Genomic DNA, 23,526 nt, shown 5'->3' on the forward strand with positions numbered 1-23,526 from the left:
TCTAGCCGCCGTCAGGGGCCTCCCAGATCCTCCGCCGGCCAGTTATCGAACCATGCCTCCGGACCGTAGGCGCTTCCCCAGCCTTGCTCCATCGAACGATACCACCAGTGCAACTGTGTATCTTGGCGACGCATCGGGCCATCCACACCTTGATTAAAAGGGTTGCGGTGAATGTCTGCATTGAGGTGGAAATCCTGATCCAGCTCATGGATCGGCGCCCCAGGCATCTGGTCAGCATGGTGAATCTGAAGACGATCACCAAGCTGATTCGGGCGAAGTCCACGCGTTCCGCGTCCAATATCGTTCTTCGTCCAAGGCCCACTCACGCGTGTGGCGTCATCCGCCGGGCCATACCCGGTTCCTTCTGCACCATCATAATTCCCCAGCTTGGGGCAGACATTGTGCACAAGAATTGGCGTGGCCCCCGCCAGCACATAGTACGTGTGGAGTTGCTGGACGGTGAGGTTCCAGCGGTTCGCCTTGCCAGGGGTGGCGCGGAGGGCTACGACGTATGCGTGGCCGTTGTCGGCGGTGTTGAGAGCGTCGCCACGGTGGAGCTTCCCCGCGGGGACCCAGGTGTGGGTGGTGTCGTCCCAGAAGGGGTGGTTGGCGGTGGTGTGGAGGGTGGCGGTGTGGCCGTCCTTGGTTCGGATGGTCAGGTCGAGCAGGTCGCGGTCGTGGTTGATCCAGACGTGCTGGACGGTGCGGGCGCCTTGGTGTTTGCCCGTCTTGGGATCGGCGGCCTCAACCTTGTCGCCGGTCTTGATCTTGCCGATCGGCTTGGTCTTGCCGCCCCCCATCAAGACCTTGGTGTCGGGGGAGAAACTGCAATTGCCGCTACTACCGTCCGACTCGGGCGTCGACCCTGCATCGGCTGATGGCAGAGACATGCACCCATCGGCGACGGTGAAGGCTCCGGCTGGATTGCAGTAGATGACACCGGTATCGGGGTCGAGCAGGTTGCCGTCGCCGGTGCACTCCAGGCGGGAGGGAGCACCAACACAGTCAAGGCTGTGGTCCTGGGGGCCGCCGTTGCCCGTGGGCTGGTTAGCGCTCGGGTCGGTGACGTCGGCGGGGGCCACACCCTGCAGGTCGACCGGGTTCGTGTCCGACGGGCCCGTGTTCGCGTTCTTGGTGCCGTCCTGGTGCGGGCTCTCGTTGTTGTTGGGCTGACCTGTGGGCTTTTTACCCGGGTTCTCCTTCAGGCCGTCGCCGGCATCCGGGTGGTACACCATCCGGCCATTGGTGTTGCAGGTGTAGTAGCCCGAGGTGAGTGTGAACTGGTCTCTCAACCAGTTCATGCCGGTTTCGACTGTGGTGTAGATTTCCCCGTCCGCCGGCGTGGCGGCTCCGTCTGTGGCGGCGTCCGCGGCGACGGCGGCACCCGCACTGACGAGGACAGTGAGTGTCGCCCAGGCTGCGGTTCCCCAACCTCCGCCATGGCTGCCGGCGGTGCTGCTGACGTCGCTGTAGCTGTAGCTGTTGGCTTCTTCGGCGTCCAACGCGCGCATCTTGGCCGCCCAGTCGAAGGCGGCGCCGCCTCTTCCGCCGCCCGAGGACGACGAACCCCCGCCTGTACGCGCCCCGGAGGGAGAGCCACCGGTGGGCCGCACCGGCGGCGGAGGGACCGGGGCCTGTGGTCCGTGGTGCGTCTTCGAACAGGAGAATTCCCCGGAGAGGTCGGCGTTGCTCAACGGGTTGTCGTTGCCGTACGCGTAGGGGTTGGCGTTGACCGACGGGCTGGGTCGCTGGTTGGTGGCATCCCGACTCGTGAAGTCGCCGGTCGAGGGGTCGTACCAGCGGCTTGCGGTGGCGACCCGGCCGGTGGCCGGATCGGTCCAGCCGCCCTGGTAGCCGAGGCTGTGCTGGGTGCCGCTGGTGGCGAGGGTGCTGCCGTGGGGGTCGTAGGCGGTGGAGCCGGCCAGCGACGTGCCGGTCGCGGTGAAGGTGGCGGTCACATCGCCGTGCTGGTCGGTGTACGCGAGGGCTGCGCCGCCGGTGTTGGCGATGCCCAGCAGACCACCGCCGGGGCCGCGGCTGTAGGTGTCCGTGCCGTCGGAGACGATGCTGTTGTCGGTGCCGTTGTAGGTGAAGGTGGCCGAACCAGCGGTGGCCAGGCGGCCGAAGGCGTCGTGGGAGTACGTCGTGGTGCCGTCGGTCGCTAGTTGGTCGAAGGCGTCGTAGGTGAGGTTTTCGGTGCTGGTTCCGGTGACGGAGGACAGGGTGCCGCGGGCTGAATAGCTGTAGGCCGTGCTGGACTGGCCGCTGGTGGTGGCGGTCAGCTGGTCACGCGCGTTGTAGGCGGCGTTGGTGGTGGTCGAACCGGTGGCGGTACTGGTGCGGTTGCCGGCTTTGTCGTAGCCGTAGGTCGTGGTGGCGGTGCCGTTGTTCCAGGAGGTAAGGCGTCCCGCCTTGTCGTACGTGTAGGAGTTGGCGGCCGCTCCGGCGAGCCCGGTCGTGGTCTGCTGGGTGATGTGGCCCGCTGTGTCGTAGCCGTAGGTGGTGTTCGCTTCGGTGGTGCCGCCCGGAGCGGTGAGGGCGTCGCCGGTCAGGCGGTGCTGGGCGTCGTAGTGGAAGCTCTGGGTCGCGCTGCCGGAGGCGCCGTAGGAGACGCTGGTGACCTGGCCGATGCTGTTGCGGGTGTAGGTCTCCGTGGTCCCGGTCAACGGTTCGGTGGCCGTTGCCAGGTGGCCCGCGGCGTCATAGGTGAAGGCGGCGGTGCCTGCCTTGTCGGTGCGCGAGGCCAGTTGGCCGTCGGAGTTGTAGCTGTAACTGGCGGTGCCGGACGGTCCGCTGGTTGCCGTGATCTCGCCGCGGTCGTTATAGGTGTAGGTGTCGGTGCCGGTGGGTGCGTCGGCGGAGGTGATGCGGCCGTCGGCGTCGTAGCCGAATTTACGGGTGGTGGTGGCCGCTTCGGCTCCGCTGCCCGCCTGACTGGTCACGCGGCCGTCGGCGTCGTAGTTGCTGGTCTGGCTGACGCCGCCCGGTCGAGTCACGCTCACCGGTTGCCCGTCGGCGTCGTAGGCGACGGTGGTCGTGCGGTCCGAGGTGTTCGGGAACGCGCTGGTGCTGGGTTCGATGCTGGATTCGCGCAGTCCGAGCGGGTTGTAGGTGGTGATGGTGGCGTTGCCGTTGCCGTCGGTGTAGCGGGTGCGTTGCCCGGCCGCGTCGTAGCCGAAGCTGGTGGTGATCGTGGAGGTGGAACTGGCCGGCTCGGTCTGCCGGGTCAGACGGTCGGCGGCGTCGTAGGCGTAGGTGGTGGTGTTGCCGTTCGCGTCGGTGACCGAGGTGGGGTTGCCGGCCCGGTCGTACGCGGTGGAGGTCGTGGCCAGCGTGGAGCCGGAGGCATCCAGGCGGGCGGTGGCGGTCAGTCGGCCGGCGGGGTTGTAGCTGCTGGTGGTGGCGGTGCCGTCCGGCAGGGTGGTCTTGGTCAGCCGCCCGTCGAGGTCGTAGCTGAAGTGGGTGATGCTGCCGAGCGGGTCGGTGACCTTGAGCTGGTTGCCTGCAGCGTCGTAGTCGGCTTTGGACTCCTCGCCGCCGGGAAGCGTGATCGAGGTGCGGTTACCGGCGTCGTCGTAGCCGTAGGTGGTGGTGTCGGTGACGGTGGAGGGCTGGCGGACCACTTCACTGACGGTGAGGGCGCGGCCCAAGTCGTCGTAGGTCCCGCTGGTGACGGCGCCCGTCGGGTCGGTCACGGACAGCAGTTCGCCGTCGGTGTCGTAGGTGTTGTGCGTGGTCGGAGAGGTGCCGCCGACCGCGGGCTGAACGACCTGGGCGAGGTTGCCGAGCTGGTCGTATGTGGAAGAGGTGGTGTTGCCGTCGCCGTCGGTGACCGAGGTGACGTGTCCCGCCTTGTCGTAGGTGGCGGTGGTGGTGGGAGTGATGGCGGTGGTCGAGCCCGGCGGAGTGTAGGCGGGCGACGAGGTGGCGACCCGCTCACCGTCGGCGTCGAAGGTGTAGGTGGTGATGTCGCCGTCGGCGTCGTCGACGGACGTCTGGTCGCCGAAGGTGTCGTAGCCGTACAGGGTGATCGGGTGGACCTGCTGGGCGGCGTTGCCGTCGGTTTCGGCGTTGACCGTCGGCGCGGTGGCCTGGGTGAGGCGGCCTGCCTCGTCGGAGGTGTAGACGGTGGTGTAGTCCGCGGCGGTGGCACCCGTGACGTTGCCGCGGGGGTCGGTGGTGGAGGTGAGTACTCCGCGCTGGTCGTAGGTGTGGGTGGTGACCAGGTTGGTGGAACCGTTGTGAACGGTTTCGCTGGTGACGTCGCCGAGAGCGTCGTGTGCGTAGTCGGTCTGCTCGGTGGTGCTGCCCCCCGTGACGGACTGGGAGGTGAGGTTGCCGTCGCCGTCGTAGCTGTAGGAGGTGACGATGTCGAGGCCGCTCGGGTCGAAGGTCCGCTTGGTGGTGCGGCCCGCCGGGTCGACGGTGAAATCGGTGCGGGTCAGCGCGTTGGTGTCCTTCTCGGCGATGACGTGTCCGGCGTAGTCGTAGTCATAGACGTGCAGGTACTTGCTGGTGGTACTGCCGTCCGCGTTGTGGAAGTTGGTGAGCTCTGAGTAGTAGAGCCAGTGGGTCCAGCAGTACACGTACTTGGTGGTCCGCCCCATCGCGTCGGTGTCCGAGGCGAGCAGGCCGTCCGGGTCGTACGCCCGCGAGTCCAGCACCAGCGAGGACGCCGAGGACGGGTTGACCGGGTCGCCGGTGTAGTTGGTCAGTGTTGTGCTGAGCCGCTCACCGGTGGGCGAGTAGGTGTAGCTGTACGCGTTGCCGTCGGCGTCGTTCTCGGAGACTCGGTTGCCGTAGGAGTCGTAGCCGTAACCGGTCTTGCGACCCAGCGGGTCGGTCACCGTGTCGACCTGGTCGTGGCTGTTGTACGCCCATGCCGTGGTGCGCGTGGCCTCGCCGCCGGTGGTGTCGGAGACCGCCAGGGCGGTGGTGTTGCCGTCGTCGTCGTAGGTGTAGGTCGTCTTGGCCGTGTGGGTGGTGCCGGTGACGGCGTCGGTGGTGGCCGGAGCGGTCTTGGTCAGCAGACGGTCGTCGCGGTCGTAGGTGTAGCTGGTGGTGAGGCCGTTCGGGTATGTGTCGGAGACCTGGTCGGTGGTGAGTCGACGGCCGAGTGCGTCGTACGTGTAGCTGGTCTTCAGTCCGGACGGGGCGGTCACGCGGGCCAGGTCACCCGCGCTGTCGTAGGCGTACGAGGTGGTCTTGCCGTTGGCGTCCTGGGTACTGGCGAGCAGCCCGGCCGGTTCGGTGCCGCCGCCGGCCGCCGTCTCGGAGCCGGTCGTGTAGGTGCGGGTCGTGGTGTCGCCGTCGGCGTCCTTGGTGGTGAGCAGGTCACCGTTGGCGGAGTAGGTGTACGCGGTCGCGTAGGTCGTGTCGGCCGGGCCGGAGGAGCGGGCGTCGGCGTACGCGGTGGGTTGGTCGTTGCGCGGGTCGGTGGCGCTGTAGGTGCCGTCGGCCGGGTACGTGTAGTAACTGGTGATGACACTTCTGCGGAGGTTGCCGACCGCGACGGAGAGCGTGTCTCCGCGCGCGTTGTGCGTGTAGGCGGTGTAGTCGGCGTCCGGGCGGGTGACGGTGGAGACGAAGCCGTCGGTGTCGTAGCCGTAGGAAGTGGTGTCGTCGAGGGCGTCAGTGGCGGAGATCAGACGTCCGCTGTGCCCCGGGTCGTACCGGTAACTCAGTTTCTTGCCACCGGGGTCGGTGACGGTGACGCTTGTGACGGGCGTCGCGCCGGAGGCGGCGCCGCGGGCCGCGAAGTGCGCCGCCACGGTGTCCGCGTCGAGCGTCTTGTTGGGCATCGACACTTCGGCGATCGAGCCCTTGAAGTAGCCCTGGGAGTTGCTGGAGGGCTGGGAGGGCCAGGAACCGGAAAGGTATCCGGCGCCCAAGGAGACATAGCCTTCGTTGGTGTCGTTGAAGTCCTTCCCGGTGCGTTGGTCGACCTGCTTGCCGTCGAGGTAGAGAGTCTGGACGTCGTCGGAGGCAAAGGTCAGGACAGCCTGGTGCCAGGTACCGTCCGTGACGGCGACCGAGGACTCCATCGGAGAAACGAAGCCGTCCCAGTACTGACTGTACAAATGGCCGTTCGCGCCGACATACAGGGCCGGGGTGTAGTCGCTGGGTGTGGTGCCGATCTGACTGCTCTGGTAGCTGAACAGCACTCCGCCCGTGGTGGTCGTCTTGAACCACAACTCGGTCGAAAACGGTGACGACGACGTACCGTTGCCAAGGGACCGGTATGGCAACTCGACATACGAGCTGCTGCCGTTGAAGGATGCCGCGGTCTCGGTGCCTCCCTTGAACAGTCCTGAAGCGCCGAGGGTGACGTTGTGGTAAGTACCGGGGCCGTTGGAGCGCCATCCCAGGACGCTTTCGGTCACGTCGGGAACTTCGTTGACAGCCTGGCTGCCCGAGGACTCACCGAGCCTCCAGTAGTCCCCCGGGGCGTCAGCCATCACCGCGCCCCGGTAGTAGGCCCCCGAGCCCTTCGTCGAGGGGGTACTCAGCTTCCAAGTCCCGCCGTTGGCATCGGTGATCTGCGAAGCCCGGTCGTGTACCGCGTCGTAGGCGGCGGTCATGTGCGTCTTGCCCGAGGGCAGGGTGACGCCGGTCAGTTCCCCGGTGGGGTGGCTGCCCGTCGCGTACATCTGCGAGACGGCAGGGGCGCCCAACGCGTGGCTGAAGAAGGCGACTTCGGCGATGGAGCCGGGGAAGTAACTGACCTCACCGGGTGAGTCGAGCCAGTATTTCGCGTATCCGGCGCCTATGTAGGTGAGCGTGTTCTTCTGGTCGTCGGGGGCTCCTGAGAACGTGTCCTGCTTGGCACCGTCGACGTACAGGGTCTGGGTGGCGCCGTCCGAGCTGAGGACGGCGTGGTGCCAGGCGTTGTCGGTCACCGTGCCGGTCGAGCCGAAGGCGGTGCCGCCGGTGCCGCTGCCGCTCCACCAGTGACCGTGCAGTTTGTCGTCGGACCCCACGTAGAGGACGGGGGCCCATGTGCCGGACGCGGAGGTGGTGCCGTCGATGGCGTGGGACTGGTCGCCGATCAGTACACCGGGCGCCGAGGTCTTGAACCACAGGCTGATCGCGCGGTTCTTGCCTTGGTGCAGCGCCTCGGCCGGGACCGACACGTGGCCGCTGGTGCCGTTGAACGTGGCGGCGGTGGTCGGGGACCCGGGCAGCGGTCCGGCTGTTCCCAGACTCACTCCGCTGTTGTAGGTGCCGGCGTCGTTGCCCTCGTTGACCGCCACCTCGCTGGCCGCGGAGGTGCCGGAGGACTCGGCGAGGCGCCAGTACGAGGCGGGGTTGGCGTCGAGGACGGCCGTGCGGTAGTGCGAACCGGAAGAGGATCCGGAGGTGTAGGAGTACGTGGTGCACGCCGTAGTGGACGTGGGCGGGCACACCCCGGTCAGGTCGTCACCGCTGTAGGAGTACGTCCAGGTCTCCGCCGAGCCGCCGGACGTGGCCGGATCGGTGGCCACCTGGGTGACATGCCCGCCGCTCCAGGTGAAGTGCAGTGACCGGTTGCTGGTGGTGTTGGTGACCGTGGCCAGGGTTCCGTCGGTGTGGTAGGCGAGGTTCTCGGCGCGGCCCAGCCGGTCGCTGATCTTCGTCAGTCTCCATGCGGTGCCGGACGGCTCACCGAAGGTGTACGTGCTGCCGGACTTGTCGCGCAGTGACCAGCCCGCGGAGGCGCCGGCATTCGGGCCGAGGGTCTCGAACTCGCCGGCGGCCGAGGTGTAGACGGCCATGGCGGTCGCGGTGCGGACGTCGCCACTGCTGCCGCCGTAGGAGGAGGAGCTGAACGACGGGCCGGAGTGGTAAAGGAAACGCACCCCGCTGGACTTCTGCGTGGCCAGGAAGTCGGTGGTCGCGTCCCCGCTGACCCCGTTGACGGAGGTCAGATCCGTCATGCTGTCCCAGCTGTGCCCGATCTGGGTGCGCGAACCAAGGCCGCCCGAACCGGTGCCGGGATAGAGGTAGAGGTAGCCCGTCGAGACCTCCACGCCGACGACGTCGCCGTGACCGTCGCCGTTGAAGTCGCCACCCATCAGCTCGGACATGCCGTTCCAGCCGCCCGTGCCGATCTCCACACGGCTGGCCAGGGTGCCGTCCGCGTTCACCGGGTAGGCCCACAGCTTTCCGGTGGAGATTTCCGTGGCGACCAGGTCCTTCTTGCCGTCGCCCGCCAGCGGACCGGTCAGTGCCAGATCGGCCATGCCGTTCCAGCCGCCGGTGCCGATCGTCACCGGGCTGGACAGGCCGCCGCCCGACCGGCCCGCGTACATCCTCAGCGTGCCGTCGGCCGTGTGCACGCCGATCAGGTCGCCGATGCCGTCGCCGGTGACGTCACCGCCGGTCAGCCACTTCATGCCGTTCCAGCCACGGGTGCCCACCAGCGTGCGGGTCAGCGCCGAGTAGTCCGGCCCCCGGTACAGCCACAGCTTGCCGTTGGTCTGGTCGGCCGCGACCGCGTCGTCCACGCCGTCGCCGGTCTGGTCACCCACACCGGCGATCTCGTGCAGTTCGAAGCTGTTGCGGCCGAACCTCTCCTGCCGGCCGTCCGCGCCGGTGACCACGACCGAACCGGAGGCGTCGTCGTCCGGCTGCACGCTCATGTCGTACCGGGACGACCATCCCGCACCGAACAGCAGGGAGCTGCGCGGGTCCAGCGAGTTGTAGGTACGCGACACGTCCAGCGCCGGCCCGGCCGTGGACACGGCGGCGTCCGTTGCCGCCGTGGTGTAGTCGCCCACCTGCGGGTCGAACGAGCGCCCGCCGTCGTGCCGGGTGGCCGCCCCCAGATGCGAGGTGATCAGCGGTTGCGGTACGGCGGTGGAGAAGTACGACGGCAGCGACCACGCGCTCTGGGCGTCGCCGTCACTGTCGGCCACGATCCAGTAGTAGGACTGGTTCCAGGCGAGGTCACCCTCGGGGGCGGCCCACTGGGCCGCGCTCACCCAGCCGGATTCCGCCACGAGAGACGGAGTGCCGGACGCGGGGTTGCTGTAGACCTTGAAGTCGTAGGTCAGCCCGTTGCCCGGATAGTTGTCCGGGTCGTGGCCGGTGGTGAACAGCTGAGGCGTGACGGAACCGAGCACCGAGTTGGAGCGCGGCGAGGTCGAGTCGATCTGCGGCGGAGTGTCGGCGGAGGTGATCTCCGCGCACTTCTCCGGCACGCTGTACGTCGAGTGGAACGACGTGCCGCTGGTCAGCATGTCCCAGCACACGTAGTACTGGCCGGGCGCCAGCGCCGGCAACTTGCCGGTCATCGTGATCGTGGAGTTGGGGCTCACCGAACTCGGCACGTACGTCTTGGTGGCGTTGGTGCTCAGCTTCGACCAGGACGTGGAGTAGATGTCCGCGGCGAGCTGGGTGTTCGACGTCGACCACGACGTGGTGCCACGGTTGGTGATCGACACCTTCATCGAGCCAGTGGTACTCGCGGTGGGCTCGGTGTACGTCTGCTTGGGGATCGAGTAGTCGGCGCCGTACGGACTGTAGGTGACCGACAGATACGGCGGGTAGGACGAGTGGACCGAGGCGAACTGCTTCCATGCCGCGATGGAGGAGTTGTTCGCTGTCAGCGCCAGGCCCCGGTTGGTGCCGCCGTGCGCCCACCCCTCGAGGAGTTTCACTCCCGCCGCGCTCGGATTGTCACCGATGTTGATCCCGTGCCAGGCAGATCCACCACAGCTGGACCCGGCGGCGAAGCTGGCCGAACCGATCGTGGGTCCGTAGGAAAGGCCCGGATAGTCGGCGATGCCGCTCACGCTCCAGGAACTGGTGATGGCGTGGGCGTAGACGGGTTCCGCGGTGCAGCCCCCGGACCAGACGTCGTCCAGGTAGAGCGACGCCTTCTCGATGTAGTCGTTCTTGAACTTCGTCCCGAACCCCGAGAACAGCAGATAGCTGTTGGCCTTGTGTTTGCCGCTGTCGTAGGAGCCGACCTTCAGGGTGTCTTTGGTGGAGAAGTTGATGTCGTACGGCGTCTCGACATACGTGCTGGAGGAGACGCTGAGGGTGGGGTCCACCTCGACCGGGAACACGCGCGCCTTGTCGTGCAGCCACGCCGAGTCGAGCGACACCTTCAGCGCCGGGCCGCCGTCGGTGGTGGTCAGCGCGTAGGTGACGCCGGTGGACACCGCGCCTTCATTGGAGACCTTGCCTTTGTCGGCGTCCTCCATGAAACCGTGCGGAATCGTTTCACGAACGGCGCCGGAGCCGTCCTTGAACACCACGCTGCCGTCCTTGGCCAGCGTTGCCGAGAGGCCCGTCAGATGCAGCGGGAAGACCCAGGTGGTGGGGGCCTCGGTGGAGTGCAGTGTCAGCGTCTCCTTCACCCCGGAGCCGGTCGCCTGGTACGTCACGTCCGCGTGGTCGGCGATGCCGGGGTAGGTGATGGAATTGCCGGATGCGTGGCCCGGTACGGCGGCCGCGCCGCGCAGCCCGTAGCTGACCTTCTCGCCGTGACCGGGGCCGTACGTCACCAGCGCCGGATCGTCGCCTTGAGCAGCGAAACCGGCCGAGGGAGTGTCCGCCTTCTCGGTCCAACGGCCGTCGGAGCCCTGGGTCAGCGTGGTGTCGATGTCGGCCCAGGAGCCGTCCGCGGTGCGGTAGTGCACGGGACGGCTGTAGACGCGGGCGGTCCGGGTGCCGTCGGGATTCTGGAACTCCGAGGTGGTGGCGGTCCGGTCCTTGGTGATCTCCCGGTTGGCGGCCGCGGGCCCCGGCAGATGCGGGTCCCCGTGGGCAGCGGAATCGGACCCGGCGCTCCGGCGGTCGAGCGTCCGCGACCGCGCGGGCGCCGGTGGTGAGGTCAGTTTGCCGCCGAGCTTGACCTTCGGGCCGGTGAACGACGCCTGCGGTTTCACCGACCGCTTCGGCGTCCGGTCGGTGGGCAACGCTCCCTTGACCGGGGCCTGTTTGCCCGAACTCTCCGTGGAGCCCATCGGTCCGCTCCGGGCCAGTGCCGAGCCCGCCTGGTGTGGCAACCCGGCAGCCGACCCCGTCCGCTGATGGGGCAGCACCACCGAGCTGGGCGCGAAGGCCTGTTGGTCGATGAACGCCTGAGCCGGCTGCGTCGCCAGCATCATGAACAGCACGCCGGTGACTGCGAGCGCGATCTTCCGCGACCGCCGCCGTCGCACACCGCGGCCGAGGAGAGCGATGCGGAACGCCGCTCTCCTTCTCGCACCGGATGACACGCGGACCGGACGGCGACCCATCGAGAACCCCCACAAGAAAGGCACAGAACGCCTCTTTTGATGGAGGCATGGCGCAGACGTTGTAACGGAGTGCCACACAGGAGATCAACAGTGAATCGATAAGTCGACACCGCGATATGCGGCGACTGCATATGTTTACACCCGATACAGGAAATCAATCTTGGTCAGTTCTTGACCCCGAACTGGGCGCGTCCCGCCCCTGATCCAGCGCCCCTTGACATTCGCGGCACCGCCGGGACCTGCTGGTTCCACACAAGCGATGTGGTAGACCTTGGCTGGTTCTGTGTGCCCCAGGTGTGTGCGGCACGGGATGTCCCACGCCGATTGGAGCTGTTCGTGCTGTTCCCGCGAAGACGATCCGGCAGCAGCCGAACTCCCGCCGCGCTATCGGCCCTTCGCCGATTCCTGCTCGGCGCCGCACTCGCGGGACTGTGGGGGATGGCGGCGGGCTCCCCCGCCGACGCCGTCGTCATACGTCAGTCCGAGTGGCCACTCACTCAGTTCCATGCCGACCGGATCTGGCACATATCCCGCGGACAAGGCGTCACCGTCGCCGTCATCGACAGTGGAGTCGACGCCTCCCACCCCGACCTCAAGGGCCAAGTACTCCAAGGCACGGGGTTCATCGGAGACTCCACGGACAAGGGGCAGACAGACGTCTCCGGCGACTCACACGGAACGGCCATCGCCGGAATCATCGTGGGCACGGGGCGAGCGGACCACGGGAACGGAATGACCGGACTCGCACCGAAGTCCACGGTGCTTCCCATCCGAGTGACGACGAACGCGGCCGCGGAGCCCACCTCACTCGCCGAAGGCATCAAATACGCGGCCGACCACCATGCGCAGGTCATCAACATATCCAGCGGAATGACGACGCCGGACCCTCTGCTACGCGAAGCCGTCGACTACGCACTCGGCAAGGACGCCGTCGTCGTCGCCTCGGCGGGAAACGATGGCCAGGACGGCAACCCGGCCATGTATCCGGCGGCTTTCCCCGGCGTCATCGACGTCACCGGCACCGACTCCGGCCAACGCTTCTGGCCCCACAGCGAATCCGGGCCAAGTTCGACGCTCGCCGCACCGGCCGTCGACATCTATTCCACCAACAATCGCGGCCAGTACGTGAAGGCCGACGGCACCAGCTATGCCGCCGCCTACGTCTCCGCTGCGGCCGCACTGGTCCGTTCCGCCTTCCCGCACCTGAGCGCCGGCCAGACCATCCGGCGGCTCATCGAAACTGCGCGGAAACCCGGCGGTGGAAAAGGCCACGACGACCAATACGGCTACGGAGTGATCGACCCGCTCGCGGCCCTCCAAGCGCCTGCCTCCACCAACGGTGCCACAGTCAATCCGCTCCTGTCCGACCACCCACTCGGCTCTCATCCGGGCACCCGGACCGGATGGTTCGCCGGTATCGGAGTGGGCGGGGCGGCAGGTCTCGGTGCCGCCGCCGTGGCCTGGATCGTCATCCGACGCCGCAAGGGTCAGCGGGGCAAGAGGACGAGCCCCCCAAAGACGCCACCGAAACGCCCCGGCCACGGGCCCGGCAGGTCAGGCACAGCAGGAAAGTCAGCGAAGAGGAAACAGAGAAATGGGGCATGAGGGCGCGTCACCCCCTCATGCAGGACGACCGCCAGTCCGACCCCCAGAACCAATTCCGGAGCGCACCACGTGAATCTCCCCTTCAGCACGCACGACCACCCACGAAGAACCCGGCTCATCGCCGCGACCGCCGCACTGGCGACCACCGGTCTGCTGGCATGGCTTGCCGTCACGTTGCCGGCCGGGCCCAAAAGTCCGGCATTCGTCGCCAACAACATCTCCGGCAACTACCGTGCCTGCCTGATCAATTCCCGTCGCGACGAGGGCGTCGCCCAACCCGTCTGGTCAGCCCTGCAGGAGGCGACCCACGGCGCCCCCGTCAACCTCCAGCACACCTTGGTCCCCAAAAGCGGAACCGCGGCGTCCTTGCCCTACCTCAATGGTCTCGTGCAACGCCACTGCGGGCTCATCATCTCTGTGGGCCCCGATCTCCACACGGCCGTGACCACGGCAGCCCGCCGCAATCCCCACCAGCGCTTCATCGCCATCGGTCGCCCCGTCGGACTTCCCAACGTACGCAGTTACTCGCCGGCCAGACGTTCAGCGGCCGTAAGAGCGGTCCGAGAGGCCGCCGAACAGGCTCACACCAGCCGCCGCGCCGTAGCCCACCGCGTCAGCTCATGACGGTTCGACAGCTGGAGTTTCCTGAGCACCGCCGACACGTGGGACTCGACCGTCTTGACGGAGATGAAGAGCTGCTTGGCGATCTCCTTGTAGGCGTAGCCGCGCGCGATGAGGCGTAGCACCTCCCGCTCGCGCTGCGTGAGGCGGTCCAGGTCCTCGTCCACCGGCGGGGCGTCCGTGGAGGCGAAGGCGTCCAGGACGAAGCCCGCCAGGCGCGGTGAGAACACCGCGTCGCCGTCCTGGACGCGGAAGATCGAGTCGACCAGGTCCGTGCCGGTGATCGTCTTCGTGACGTAGCCGCGCGCGCCGCCCCGGATCACGCCGATCACGTCCTCCGCCGCGTCCGAGACCGAGAGCGCCAGGAAGCGGACCGGGTTGTCCGGGTCCGACATCAACGGGGCGCTGCGGCGCAGGACTTCCACCCCGCCGCCGCCCGGCAGGTGGACGTCGAGGAGGACGACCTCGGGGCGCGTCGCCGTGATGACCGTGACCGCCTGGTCCACGTCCGCCGCCTCGCCGACGACCTCGACGCCTGTCTCCTCGGTGCGGCCGATCTCCGCCTGGACGCCGGTGCGGAACATCCTGTGGTCGTCGACCAGGACCACGCGTACGTGCCGACCGGGTGCCGCCGGTGCCTGGTTGACCGCCTCGTCCGTCATGACGTCTTCTCCGCCCTCTTCATGGTCAGTTCGACCTCCGTGCCGCCGTCCGGCACCGCCCGCAGCCGGGCCGTGCCGCCGTTGCGTTCCATCCGGCCGATGATCGATTCTCTTACGCCCATCCGGTCGGCGGGGATCGAGTCGAGGTCGAAACCCGGACCCCGGTCGCGTACGGAGACGAAGACCTCGCCGCCCCCGTCCGTGCCGCCCTCCACCTCCGCGAAGACCTGCACCGCGCCGCCCTCGCCACCGTACTTGGCCGCGTTCACCATCGCTTCCCTCGCGGCCTGCATCTGCGCGTTCAGACGCTCGTCGAGCGGGCAGTCGCCGACGACCACGACCTCCAGCGGGACGCCGTGCTTGTCCTCGACCTCGGCCGCGTTGCGCTTGACCGCCTCCGCGACCGTCTCCGGCTCGTCCGGCTCCTGGGCCCCCGCGGGCTTGTAGAGCCAGGCCCGCAGGTCCCGTTCCTGGGCTCGGGCCAGGCGGCGCACCTCGGCCGGTCTGTCCGCGTTGCGCTGGATGAGCGTGAGCGTGTGGAGCACCGAGTCGTGCACGTGGGCCGCCACCTCCGCCCTTTCCTGCGCGCGGATGCGCATCAACCGCTCCTCGGACAGGTCCTGCGTCATCCGGATCACGTACGGGCCGGACAGCAGCGCGATCCCGACGACCACGGCCAGCGCCGCCTGGAGGATCGCGCCCAGGTGTTCCGTGGCACCCTGCGTGACGAAGATGCCGGTCACGCCCGCGCCGACGAGCAGCACGCCCGCCGCCGAACGCGCCAGGTTCAGCGTGCGACGGCGGCGGCCGACCTCCATCCAGCGGGCGCGGCGGGCGTTGTCCGCCTGCCGCCACACCAGGGCGACACCGGCGGCGACGAGCACGGTCGGTACCAGGTACGCCTTCGTGCCGTTGCTCAGATCGACGCGCTGCACGAACGCCGTCGCCACGATCACCATGAGGATCAGCGCGAGGATCTGGCCCTTGTCGGGGCGGCGGGCCACCAGCCTGCGCCGCCCGTCCGGTGTCGTCTCGGTGGTGAGGGCGGGTGGCGGCGGGCGTTCGGCGTCCACCCCGCCCACCCCGAGCGGCACGAAGAACCAGAACGCCGCGTACAGCAGCGCCCCGAGCCCGTCCGCCATGAACAGCCCGACGAAGATCAGCCGCACCCAGATCACCGGCAGGCCGAGGTGTCCGGCGAGGCCGCGCGCGACGCCGCCGAGCCACCGTCCGTCGCCGGAGCGGTAGAGCTTGCGGGGCGGGCGCGGGTCGTCGGCGGTCAGAGTGGTGGCGGGGTCCGGCATGGCACCGATCGTCACATGTCGCGGGGGCGCGGGCATCAGGGTCCACCCCACCGGTCCTCGGGGACGGTCTCAGGGTCGCTCCAGGGTTGTCCCTGCTGCCGGAGCGCGTACGGGCCCGTCACCATGGTCGTATGACGCAAGGCCCGAACGATTCGACCGAGTCGACGCCGACCGACTCCGCGTCGGCGGACGCCCCCGCCGGCCCCCTGCGCACGTTCCGCCGCGACCGGCGCCACAAGACGCTGGGCGGGGTGTGCGCCGGGCTCGGACGGCACTGCGACATGGACCCGGTGATCTTCCGGATCGGCCTGTCGGTCCTCGCGGTCACCGGCGGCGTCGGCCTGATCTTCTACGGCTTCGCGTGGCTGTTCGTGCCGTACGAGGGTGAGGACGAGAACGAGTTCCGCAAGGTGCTCACCGGCCGGGTGGAGGGTCCGGGGCTCGCCGCGATCGTCACGGCGCTCGCGGGCTGCGGCCTGTTCCTGTCCATGCTCGGCAACGGCGGCGTGCTCTCGTTCGCCGCGGTGCTGTCGCTGCTCCTCGCGGGCGCCGGCTACTGGTCGCAGCAGCGCCGCACCGCCGTCCCCGACCCCATCGCCTCCCAGGCCGCGGCCGACGCCCCGCCGGAGGCGCAGGCCCCGCCCGTGGCGCAGGCGCCGTCGTGGTGGCGGGATCCGATCGTCAAGGACGGCACCCGCGTCGGCGGCACCGGGTACCTGTGGGGCCCGCCCGACGCCGAGAACCCGTACGCGGCCCCGTCCGCCGCCGCGCCCCGCCGGGCCCCCGGGAGCAGACCGGCCCGGCCGCCGGGCACCCGCGGCATCGGCGGCCTCACGTTCCTGGCCGCGCTGGTCGCGGGGGCTCTCGGTACCGTCCTGACCTGGCACGACCGCACGCTCGGGCACAGTCTGGAGACCGGTCTCGCGTGCGCGCTCGGCGTCTTCGGCCTGGGTATCGCGGTGAGCGCGTTCCGCGGCCGCACGGGCGGCGGCTCGATCGTCCTGGCGCTGCTCACGGCTGCTCTGCTCACGGCGTCCGCCGCGCTGCCCGCCGACATCACCACGGAGTGGACGCACACCACCTGGGCCCCGACGAGCGGCAAGGAGCTGCGGCCGCGTTACGAGGTGGGCAGCGGCGTCGGCACACTCGACCTGTCGAAGGTGGACGCGGCCAAGGGCGAGACCCTGACCACGCGCGTGGAGGTCGGGGCGGGCCGGGCGCGCGTCGTGCTGCCGCCGGGCGCCACCGGGGACACGGTGAGACTCCATGTGGAGGTGGGCGTGGGCGACGTCCAGCTGCCCGGCGACACGTCGCACGACGTCGACGTCCGTCCGGGGCAGGACAAGAGGATCACCCTCGCCCCGCCGGCCGGGACGAAACCGGCCGGCGTGATCGAACTGCACGTGGAGGTCGGCGTCGGCCAGGCGGAGGTGGACCGTGCGGCATGACCTGCGCCCAGGACGGCTGGTGGCGGGCCTCGCCCTGATCCTGACGGCCGTCGTGTACTTCGGCGACGCGGGCGACGCCTGGCAGAGCCCGTGGTGGGTGGCGTTCCCGCTGGTGGGCGGGGGCCTGGTGGTGGCCGGTGTGGTGGGTGTGATCGCGCGGTCGGCACGCCGCCGCCCCGAGTCCACGCCCCCGGCCGACCGCAACCGCGCCACCTAGAACAGCCCGGCCGACCGGACCTTCCGCCCCCGCCACCAGGAATCCACCGACCACACCGCCGCCCCGCCGAGAACGATCGGCAGCCACGCCATCAGGTACACCAGGTCGTTCCCCAGGTAGTACGGCTGCACGGCCCAGCTCACCGTGAGCCACAGGCTCAGCGAGATCAGCGCCCCGCCGACCGCCGCGATCCGCGCGAAGAGGCCGAGCAGCGTGCCGAGCCCGACGGCCAGCTCGCCGAAGGCGATGGCGTAGCCGAAGCCGACCGGGGACTTCAGGGCCAGGTCGACCAGTTGCGGGACGGCCGCTGTGGCGTGCACGGCGTGCATCTGCTCGCCGATCGAGCCGGGCCCGCTCGCCTTGAAGAACGCGCTGTCGGTCAGTTTGTCGAGGCCCGCGTAGATGAAGGTGACGCCGAGGAATATGCGCAGCGGCACGAAGGCGTAGCGCTGAATGGTCTCGCGCCAGTCCCTGCCGCGCTCGACATAGCTCGTGTGGGGGTCCATACGGACGTCGTACACCATGGCCGATCCGCCGCCTCTCGGTCCTGGGGTTCTTTACCCGACCATACGTACGAGAAGCCGAATCGGCTCACCACGTGGGGCCGTTCAGTCGACGGGGTTCGATCGACGGGGTTCGGACGGGGTTCGGACGGTTCGGACGGTTCGGACGGTTCGGACGGTTCGGACGGTTCGGACGAGGTTCAGTCGACGACGTCCACCACGCACGGGTTGGTCCCGGCCCCCGAGGCGGTGATCACCTGTACCTCCACCCGCCCGGGCTCCACGTCGGCCGGGACCGGCACCGTCACCACCGTGTCGGTCGGATTGGTGAAGCCGCCGGGCACCGGCACCAACGGCACATGCACGTGCACGGCACCGATGCGTACGGCGAGGCGGGCGAGCTGGTCGGCGCCGCCCGCGCCGGGCGGTACGAAACCGGCACCGCGGATCTCGATGTCGTCGCCGGTGCGGACCGGCGCGTCCAGGTCACCGGCCTCCCGGGCGCGGACCACGGAGTGGATGACGGGCCTGCCGCCCTCCGCGTACTTTCCGGCCAGGTACGTCGCCGCGGAGACGACCACGAGCACGGCCAGGCCCCACGGCAGGTCGGGCAGCCGGTCGGGGCGGCGGGCGAGCCGGGCCAGCGCCCACACGACGGCGGCCGCGGTCACGGCGACGTACTGGACGTCGGTGAAGCTGCCCCGGCCCGCGTCGTCCGTGAGCAGGTCGGCGCCGCGCGGCCGGGCGGCACGCACCTTCTGCGACCGCTGCCCGAGCACCCGCGTACCGACGAGCCACCGTGCGAGGACGGCCACCGCGCACACCACGGCCAGGACGGTCAACAGGCCCGCCGAACGGCCCAGCCGGAGCCCGTCCACCAGCTCGGCGCGCTGCCCGCGCCCCGACGCGGCCACGAGCCGCACCGCGAGCACGAGCACCGCGTACCCGCACAGCAGCACCACACCGGCCGCCGCCGCGCGTGAGGTCGACAGCCGGTTGTCCTCGCCGATCAGTGGGGCCAGCACGCCGCCGCGCGACCGGTGCAGCCGTCCGGCCGCCGTCAGCAGTCCGCCCGTCACGGCCGCGGCGACGAGGCCCGCCGTGCGCGCGACGGTCCAGCCCGCGCCCGCGGCGGCGGTGAGCGCCTGGACGAGCAGCAGCACGCCGACGCCGCCCCAGACCACACCGACCGTGCGCGGCCACAGCCCGGCCAGCCAGGCATCCCGCTCGGCGCGGCCCCGTTCGCCGACGGCCCGCGCGGAGCGGGTGAGTTCGTCGGAGACCCACCGGCGGGAGGCGCCGGCCGAGTGGGCGAGCGCCGCGGGCAGGCCCTGTCCGGCCGCCAGCTCGTCCCGCTTGAGCAGGAACGCCGCGACGGCCCTGCGGTGTCCTTCGCGCGCGCCGCACGTGCAGCCGCCGCACGTGCAGCCGCCCCGGTGGGTGTCATGCCCCCGCGTGTCGTACTTCCGCGTTCCGTACCCCTGCCGCGCCTCCTGCACCGCCACCGCGACGCCCCGCCTTCGTCAACATCGTCGACATCGTCAACGTACTTGTGATGAAAGGGAATTGTGTCGCACGCGACAGCCCCGACGGGCCCGGCACCGGCCCCCTTGCGGGTGAACGCCCTTCGCCGGCGTTGACCCGCGCCGGGATCATCCGGCGGGCGCGGACCGCCCGAACAGCTCCGGCTCGCTGCGGCTGACGCGCTGCCACAGCCCTTGGTAGTTGATCCACGCGACGAGGTCGCTCCCGGTCCGCTCGCGGGTCGCCGCGGCCTGCCGCCGGTCGATGAGGACGGGCCGGCCGGCCGAGCGCGCCGCGATCTGCACTTCACAGCAGCGTTCGAGCGCGATGAACCACCAGGCCGCCGCGTCCACCGAGTCGCCGACGGTGAGCAGCCCCCGGTTGCGCAGGATGACGGCCTTGTACGTGCCGAGCGCGGCGGCGATCCGCTTGCCCTCGTCGGCGTCGACGCTGACGCCCGTGTACTCGTCGAGCAGCGCGTGATCCTCGTAGAACGCGCACGCCTCCTGCGTGATCGGCTCGACCAGCTCGCCGAGCGCGGCGACCGCCCGCCCGTACGTGGAGTGGCAGTGCGCGACCGAGACCAGTTCGGGCCGGGCCCTGTGCACTTCGGCGTGGACGGTGAACGCGGCCTGGTTGACGTGGTGGCCGCCTTCGACGACCTGGCCGTCACCGTTGACGAGGACGAGGTCGTCCGTGGTGATGTGCCGGAACGGCATGCCGAACGGGTTGACCCAGTAGCAATCGTCGTACTCCGGGTCGCGGGCGGTGATGTGTCCCGACACGCCGTCCTCGTAGCCGAGCCGCCCGAAGATCCGCAACGCGCCCGCCAGCCGCTCCTTGCGGTAGCGCCGCTCGTCGGCCGCGGTGTCGTGCACCGGCGGCATGGCGAAGTGCAGCTGGTCGGCGGGGATCGGCGCGGGGTTCTGCTTCGGCATGGGCGGAAGGTACCCGCGGGTGGCGCAGGAGAACAGGGCAGCGCCGTGAAGAGACTGCGGGGGTTCGCGGTCACATGGTGTCGATCTCGGTCAGGTCGATGTCGACGGGGAAGGGCAGACTGAGCTTCAGCCGCTCGTGCCGAAGCTCGGTGTGCGGCGGGAGGTCGGGCAGCGTCAGAAGGTCGTCCACGGTGTAACCGTCCTGCGGTGGCACCGGCCAGTGGTGCGCGGTCTCAGCGGTCATGAGGAGTCCTCCCATGGACGGGATTCTGATCCGTGGTGCAAGCCTACCGAGCGGATACGACGATGCCGCCGCCCGAACGAACGAGTGACGGCATCACGTTTGACCTGCAGGAAGCCGGACAGAAGATGTCGGGTATCCGAGGCAGGCTCGGCGTATGACAGCGAACGCGAACTGGGCATCCTTCACCGCCGCCGAACCCGACCTCGCCAAGACCGTCGAGGCCCGCTTCGGCCGGTACACCCACCACACCCTCGCGACCTTGCGCGGCGACGGTTCACCGCGCACGTCCGGGATGGAAGTCCGTTTCTCCGGCGGGGAGTTGCGGCTCGCCATGTTGCCGGGCTCACTCAAGGCACGGGACCTGTGGCGCGATCCACGGTTCGCGCTGCAGGCCAATCCGGGCGAGGGCACGTCGATGGGCGGCGGTGACATACGGATCGCCGGGCGCGCATACGAAGAAGAGGCGGAACCGCCGGAGCGGTCCCACCTCTTCCGTGTCGAGCTGACGGAGGTCGTACGCACCTACGTCGAGGACGACAAGTACCTCGTCGTCCAGGTCTGGAAGCCCGGCGAGCCCGTACGCGTGATCAAGCGCGTGTGACGCCGTACGCGGTACGGGGTCACGGGGTCACTCCCACTCGATCGTCCCCGGCGGCTTGCTCGTCACGTCGAGGACGACGCGGTTGACGTCGGCGACCTCGTTGGTGATGCGGGTCGAGATCTTGGCGAGCACGTCGTAGGGCATCCGCGTCCAGTCCGCCGTCATGGCGTCCTCGGACGAGACCGGGCGCAGCACGATCGGGTGTCCGTACGTGCGGCCGTCGCCCTGGACGCCGACGCTGCGGACGTCGGCGAGCAGCACGACCGGGCACTGCCAGATCTCGCGGTCGAGACCGGCGGCGGTCAGCTCCTCGCGGGCGATGGCGTCGGCCTCGCGCAGCAGGTCGAGCCGGTCCTTGGTGACCTCGCCGACGATACGGATGCCGAGGCCGGGGCCGGGGAACGGCTGGCGCTGGACGATCTCGTCGGGCAGGCCGAGCTCGGCGCCGACCATCCGGACCTCGTCCTTGAACAGCTTGCGCAGCGGCTCGACGAGCTCGAACTCGATGTCGTCGGGCAGCCCGCCCACGTTGTGGTGCGACTTGATGTTCGCCGTGCCGGTGCCGCCGCCGGACTCGACGACGTCCGGGTAGAGCGTGCCCTGCACGAGGAAAGCGACCTCGGGGCCGTCCTCCTGGAGGATCTCCAGCTGCGCCTGCTCGAAGACGCGGATGAACTCCCGGCCGATGATCTTGCGCTTGGTCTCGGGGTCGGACACCCCCGCGAGGGCGGTGAGGAACCGCTCGCTGGCGTCGACGACCTTCAGGTTGGCGCCGGTCGCGGCGACGAAGTCCTTCTCGACCTGCTCGGTCTCGCCCTTGCGCATCAGGCCGTGGTCGACGTACACGCAGGTCAGCTGCGAGCCGATGGCCTTCTGGACGAGCGCGGCGGCCACCGCGGAGTCGACGCCGCCGGACAGGCCGCAGATGGCGCGCTTGTCGCCGACCTGCGCGCGGATCGCCTCGACCTGCTCCTCGATGACGCTGCCGGTCGTCCAGGTGGGCTTCAGGCCCGCGCCCCGGTACAGGAAGTGCTCAAGGACCTGCTGGCCGTGCGTGGAGTGCATGACCTCGGGGTGGTACTGGACCCCGTACAGCTTCTTCTCGTCGTTCTCGAACGCGGCGACGGGCACGACGTCCGTCGAGGCGGTGACGGTGAAGCCCTCCGGCGCGGCGGAGCAGGCGTCGCCGTGGGACATCCAGACGGACTGCTCGGCGGGCGTGCCCTCGAAGAGGGTGGAGGACGTCCTGGAGACGGTGAGCGGGGTGCGGCCGTACTCACGGGCGCCGTTGTCGTCGACGGTGCCGCCGAGGGCCGTCGCCATCAGCTGGAAGCCGTAGCACATGCCGAAGACCGGGACGCCGGCCTCGAAGAGCGTGCGGTCCAGGCGCGGTGCGCCCTCCGCGTAGACCGACGAGGGGCCGCCGGAGAGGATGATCGCCGCCGGGTTCTTGGCGAGCATCTCGTCGACCGGCATGGTGCTCGGCACGATCTCGCTGTAGACCCGGGCCTCACGGACGCGGCGGGCGATGAGCTGGGCATACTGCGCACCGAAGTCGACGACCAGGACGGTGTCGGGAGCGGCGGCAGCGGGGGTCGCTGATGACACGGGTTGCCTTCCGGCGGCTGAGCGGTGGGATCCTTTGGCCGATTCTACCGGGTCGCTCGTACGTTCCTCCGGCCACCGGACCGTTCCGCCGGCCGCCGGACGGCGACGGCGACGCCCGCTGTGGACGCCCGCTATAGTGGCCGCATGCTCGCGCACACGACGTTCGTCTTTACCTATGGCAGCCGGCCCGCCGGATGCCATGGACGTGCTGCTTGAGCCACTGACAAGCGACTTCCCAGGCGCCCCGGGCCGACAAGGCCCGGGGCGCCTGTCGTTTCCCGGGTCCGCCGATCCGGGGCTCCGCCACCGACAGCCGACGAGGAGCCCCGCCATGAGCATCACCACCGCCACCACCACCGCCACCGCCACTGACGCCGCCGCCGTCGACGGCACCGGCGCCCGCACCGCCGAGGCCGCCGAGGTGATCTCCGGCGCCCGCGGGCGCATCGACGCGCTCGACGACCGGATCATCGGACTCGTCCAGGAACGGATGGCCGTCTCGGCCGTCATCCAGGACGCGCGGATCGCCTCCGGCGGACGGCGCGTGAACCTCTCCCGCGAGATGGAGGTCCTCGGCCACTACAGGGAAGCGCTCGGCAAGCCGGGCACCTCGCTCGCCATGACGCTCCTCGAACTGTGCCGGGGCCGCATCTGACGCGGACCAGGTCGCACGTTCGATTCCGCCCTCACCCGTACGGCGCGTGACCGGTCGCCGCGGGCTTCGTTGGTCCCGGTGTCCGTGCCAGCCAGGGGCGGGCCCAACCGAACCACGCGTGGCTCCGCTGGAGCGATGAGACGTCGCGGCCCGTGCCGCGTACGTCGTGGGACCTCGCTCCAGTGATGTGACCGGACGGCAGGGGACAGCAGCCCGGTCACCCAAGAGAACGGTCGGTCCCGGGGACGCCCGGGGCCGGCCGGACTCCTGCCTCTGTCCCTGTCTCTGTCCGTGTCACTGTCCCTACCTCTGTCCGTGTCAGTGTCCCCGGCGCTGTCCCCACGCAGCCCCGCCCCGCACCCCAG

General features: G+C 69.5%; 13 protein-coding genes and 1 pseudogene. 6 read left to right on the plus strand and 8 right to left on the minus strand.

Annotated features, from left to right (window positions below; all coding sequences use genetic code 11):
• Positions 1-11: 11 nt before the first annotated feature.
• Entirely contained in the window at positions 12-11,099 is an 11,088-nt protein-coding gene (locus OFY01_RS01040; RefSeq protein ID WP_266595381.1) for a LamG-like jellyroll fold domain-containing protein, read from the minus strand.
• Between the two features lie 570 nt (positions 11,100-11,669).
• Between OFY01_RS01040 and mycP the strand changes: the two genes are divergently transcribed.
• The gene (gene mycP / locus OFY01_RS01045) at positions 11,670-12,836 is read left to right on the plus strand and encodes a type VII secretion-associated serine protease mycosin (RefSeq protein ID WP_266595345.1); all 1,167 of its coding nucleotides are present in this window, start codon (positions 11,670-11,672) and stop codon (positions 12,834-12,836) included.
• Between the two features lie 69 nt (positions 12,837-12,905).
• Entirely contained in the window at positions 12,906-13,460 is a 555-nt protein-coding gene (locus OFY01_RS01050) for a type 1 periplasmic-binding domain-containing protein (protein ID WP_266595347.1), read from the plus strand.
• Here OFY01_RS01050 and OFY01_RS01055 read toward each other — a convergent pair.
• A complete protein-coding gene (locus OFY01_RS01055; RefSeq protein WP_266595349.1) occupies positions 13,418-14,119 on the minus strand; it encodes a LuxR C-terminal-related transcriptional regulator in 702 nt (233 codons plus the stop codon). The genes OFY01_RS01050 and OFY01_RS01055 overlap by 43 nt on opposite strands.
• On the minus strand, positions 14,116-15,423 hold the full coding sequence (locus OFY01_RS01060) for an ATP-binding protein (RefSeq protein WP_266595351.1): 1,308 nt from the start codon (positions 15,421-15,423) through the stop codon (positions 14,116-14,118). The genes OFY01_RS01055 and OFY01_RS01060 overlap by 4 nt, the downstream gene beginning before the upstream one ends.
• A gap of 131 nt (positions 15,424-15,554) precedes the next feature.
• Here OFY01_RS01060 and OFY01_RS01065 point away from each other — a divergent pair, with 131 nt between their 5' ends.
• A complete protein-coding gene (locus OFY01_RS01065; RefSeq protein WP_266595353.1) occupies positions 15,555-16,871 on the plus strand; it encodes a PspC domain-containing protein in 1,317 nt (438 codons plus the stop codon).
• Complete coding sequence (locus OFY01_RS01070) at positions 16,861-17,088, plus strand: hypothetical protein (RefSeq protein ID WP_266595355.1); 228 nt, start codon at positions 16,861-16,863, stop codon at positions 17,086-17,088. Before OFY01_RS01065 ends, OFY01_RS01070 begins: the two co-directional genes overlap by 11 nt.
• Here the strand turns inward: OFY01_RS01070 and OFY01_RS01075 are convergent.
• The 4 genes and pseudogenes from OFY01_RS01075 to OFY01_RS01090 all read right to left on the minus strand — a co-directional run.
• Entirely contained in the window at positions 17,085-17,612 is a 528-nt protein-coding gene (locus tag OFY01_RS01075; protein WP_407700255.1) for a DoxX family protein, read from the minus strand. The two genes, OFY01_RS01070 and OFY01_RS01075, sit on opposite strands and share 4 nt — an antisense overlap.
• A 179-nt stretch (positions 17,613-17,791) precedes the next feature.
• Positions 17,792-19,096: a hypothetical protein gene (locus OFY01_RS01080; protein ID WP_407700256.1), complete on the minus strand. Its 1,305-nt coding sequence runs from the start codon at positions 19,094-19,096 to the stop codon at positions 17,792-17,794.
• Positions 19,097-19,243: 147 nt separating this feature from the next.
• Positions 19,244-20,053 carry a class II aldolase/adducin family protein gene (locus OFY01_RS01085; protein WP_266595359.1) on the minus strand — a complete coding sequence of 270 codons (810 nt, stop codon included), beginning with the start codon at positions 20,051-20,053 and terminating at the stop codon, positions 19,244-19,246.
• A 142-nt stretch (positions 20,054-20,195) separates the two neighbouring features.
• Positions 20,196-20,297 (minus strand): annotated as a pseudogene (locus OFY01_RS01090) (Uma2 family endonuclease); the annotation flags it as partial.
• A 154-nt stretch (positions 20,298-20,451) separates the two neighbouring features.
• On the opposite strand from OFY01_RS01090, the gene OFY01_RS01095 reads away from it, so the two are divergent.
• Entirely contained in the window at positions 20,452-20,898 is a 447-nt protein-coding gene (locus tag OFY01_RS01095; RefSeq protein WP_266595361.1) for a pyridoxamine 5'-phosphate oxidase family protein, read from the plus strand.
• 27 nt (positions 20,899-20,925) lie between these two features.
• Here OFY01_RS01095 and guaA read toward each other — a convergent pair whose 3' ends face one another.
• Positions 20,926-22,506 carry a glutamine-hydrolyzing GMP synthase gene (gene guaA, locus OFY01_RS01100; protein ID WP_266595363.1) on the minus strand — a complete coding sequence of 527 codons (1,581 nt, stop codon included), beginning with the start codon at positions 22,504-22,506 and terminating at the stop codon, positions 20,926-20,928.
• Positions 22,507-22,837: 331 nt separating this feature from the next.
• On the opposite strand from guaA, the gene OFY01_RS01105 reads away from it, so the two are divergent.
• Positions 22,838-23,161 carry a chorismate mutase gene (locus OFY01_RS01105; RefSeq protein ID WP_266595365.1) on the plus strand — a complete coding sequence of 108 codons (324 nt, stop codon included), beginning with the start codon at positions 22,838-22,840 and terminating at the stop codon, positions 23,159-23,161.
• Positions 23,162-23,526 lie beyond the last annotated feature (365 nt).

The organism is Streptomyces beihaiensis, from assembly GCF_026274175.1.
GTDB lineage: Bacteria > Actinomycetota > Actinomycetes > Streptomycetales > Streptomycetaceae > Streptomyces > Streptomyces beihaiensis.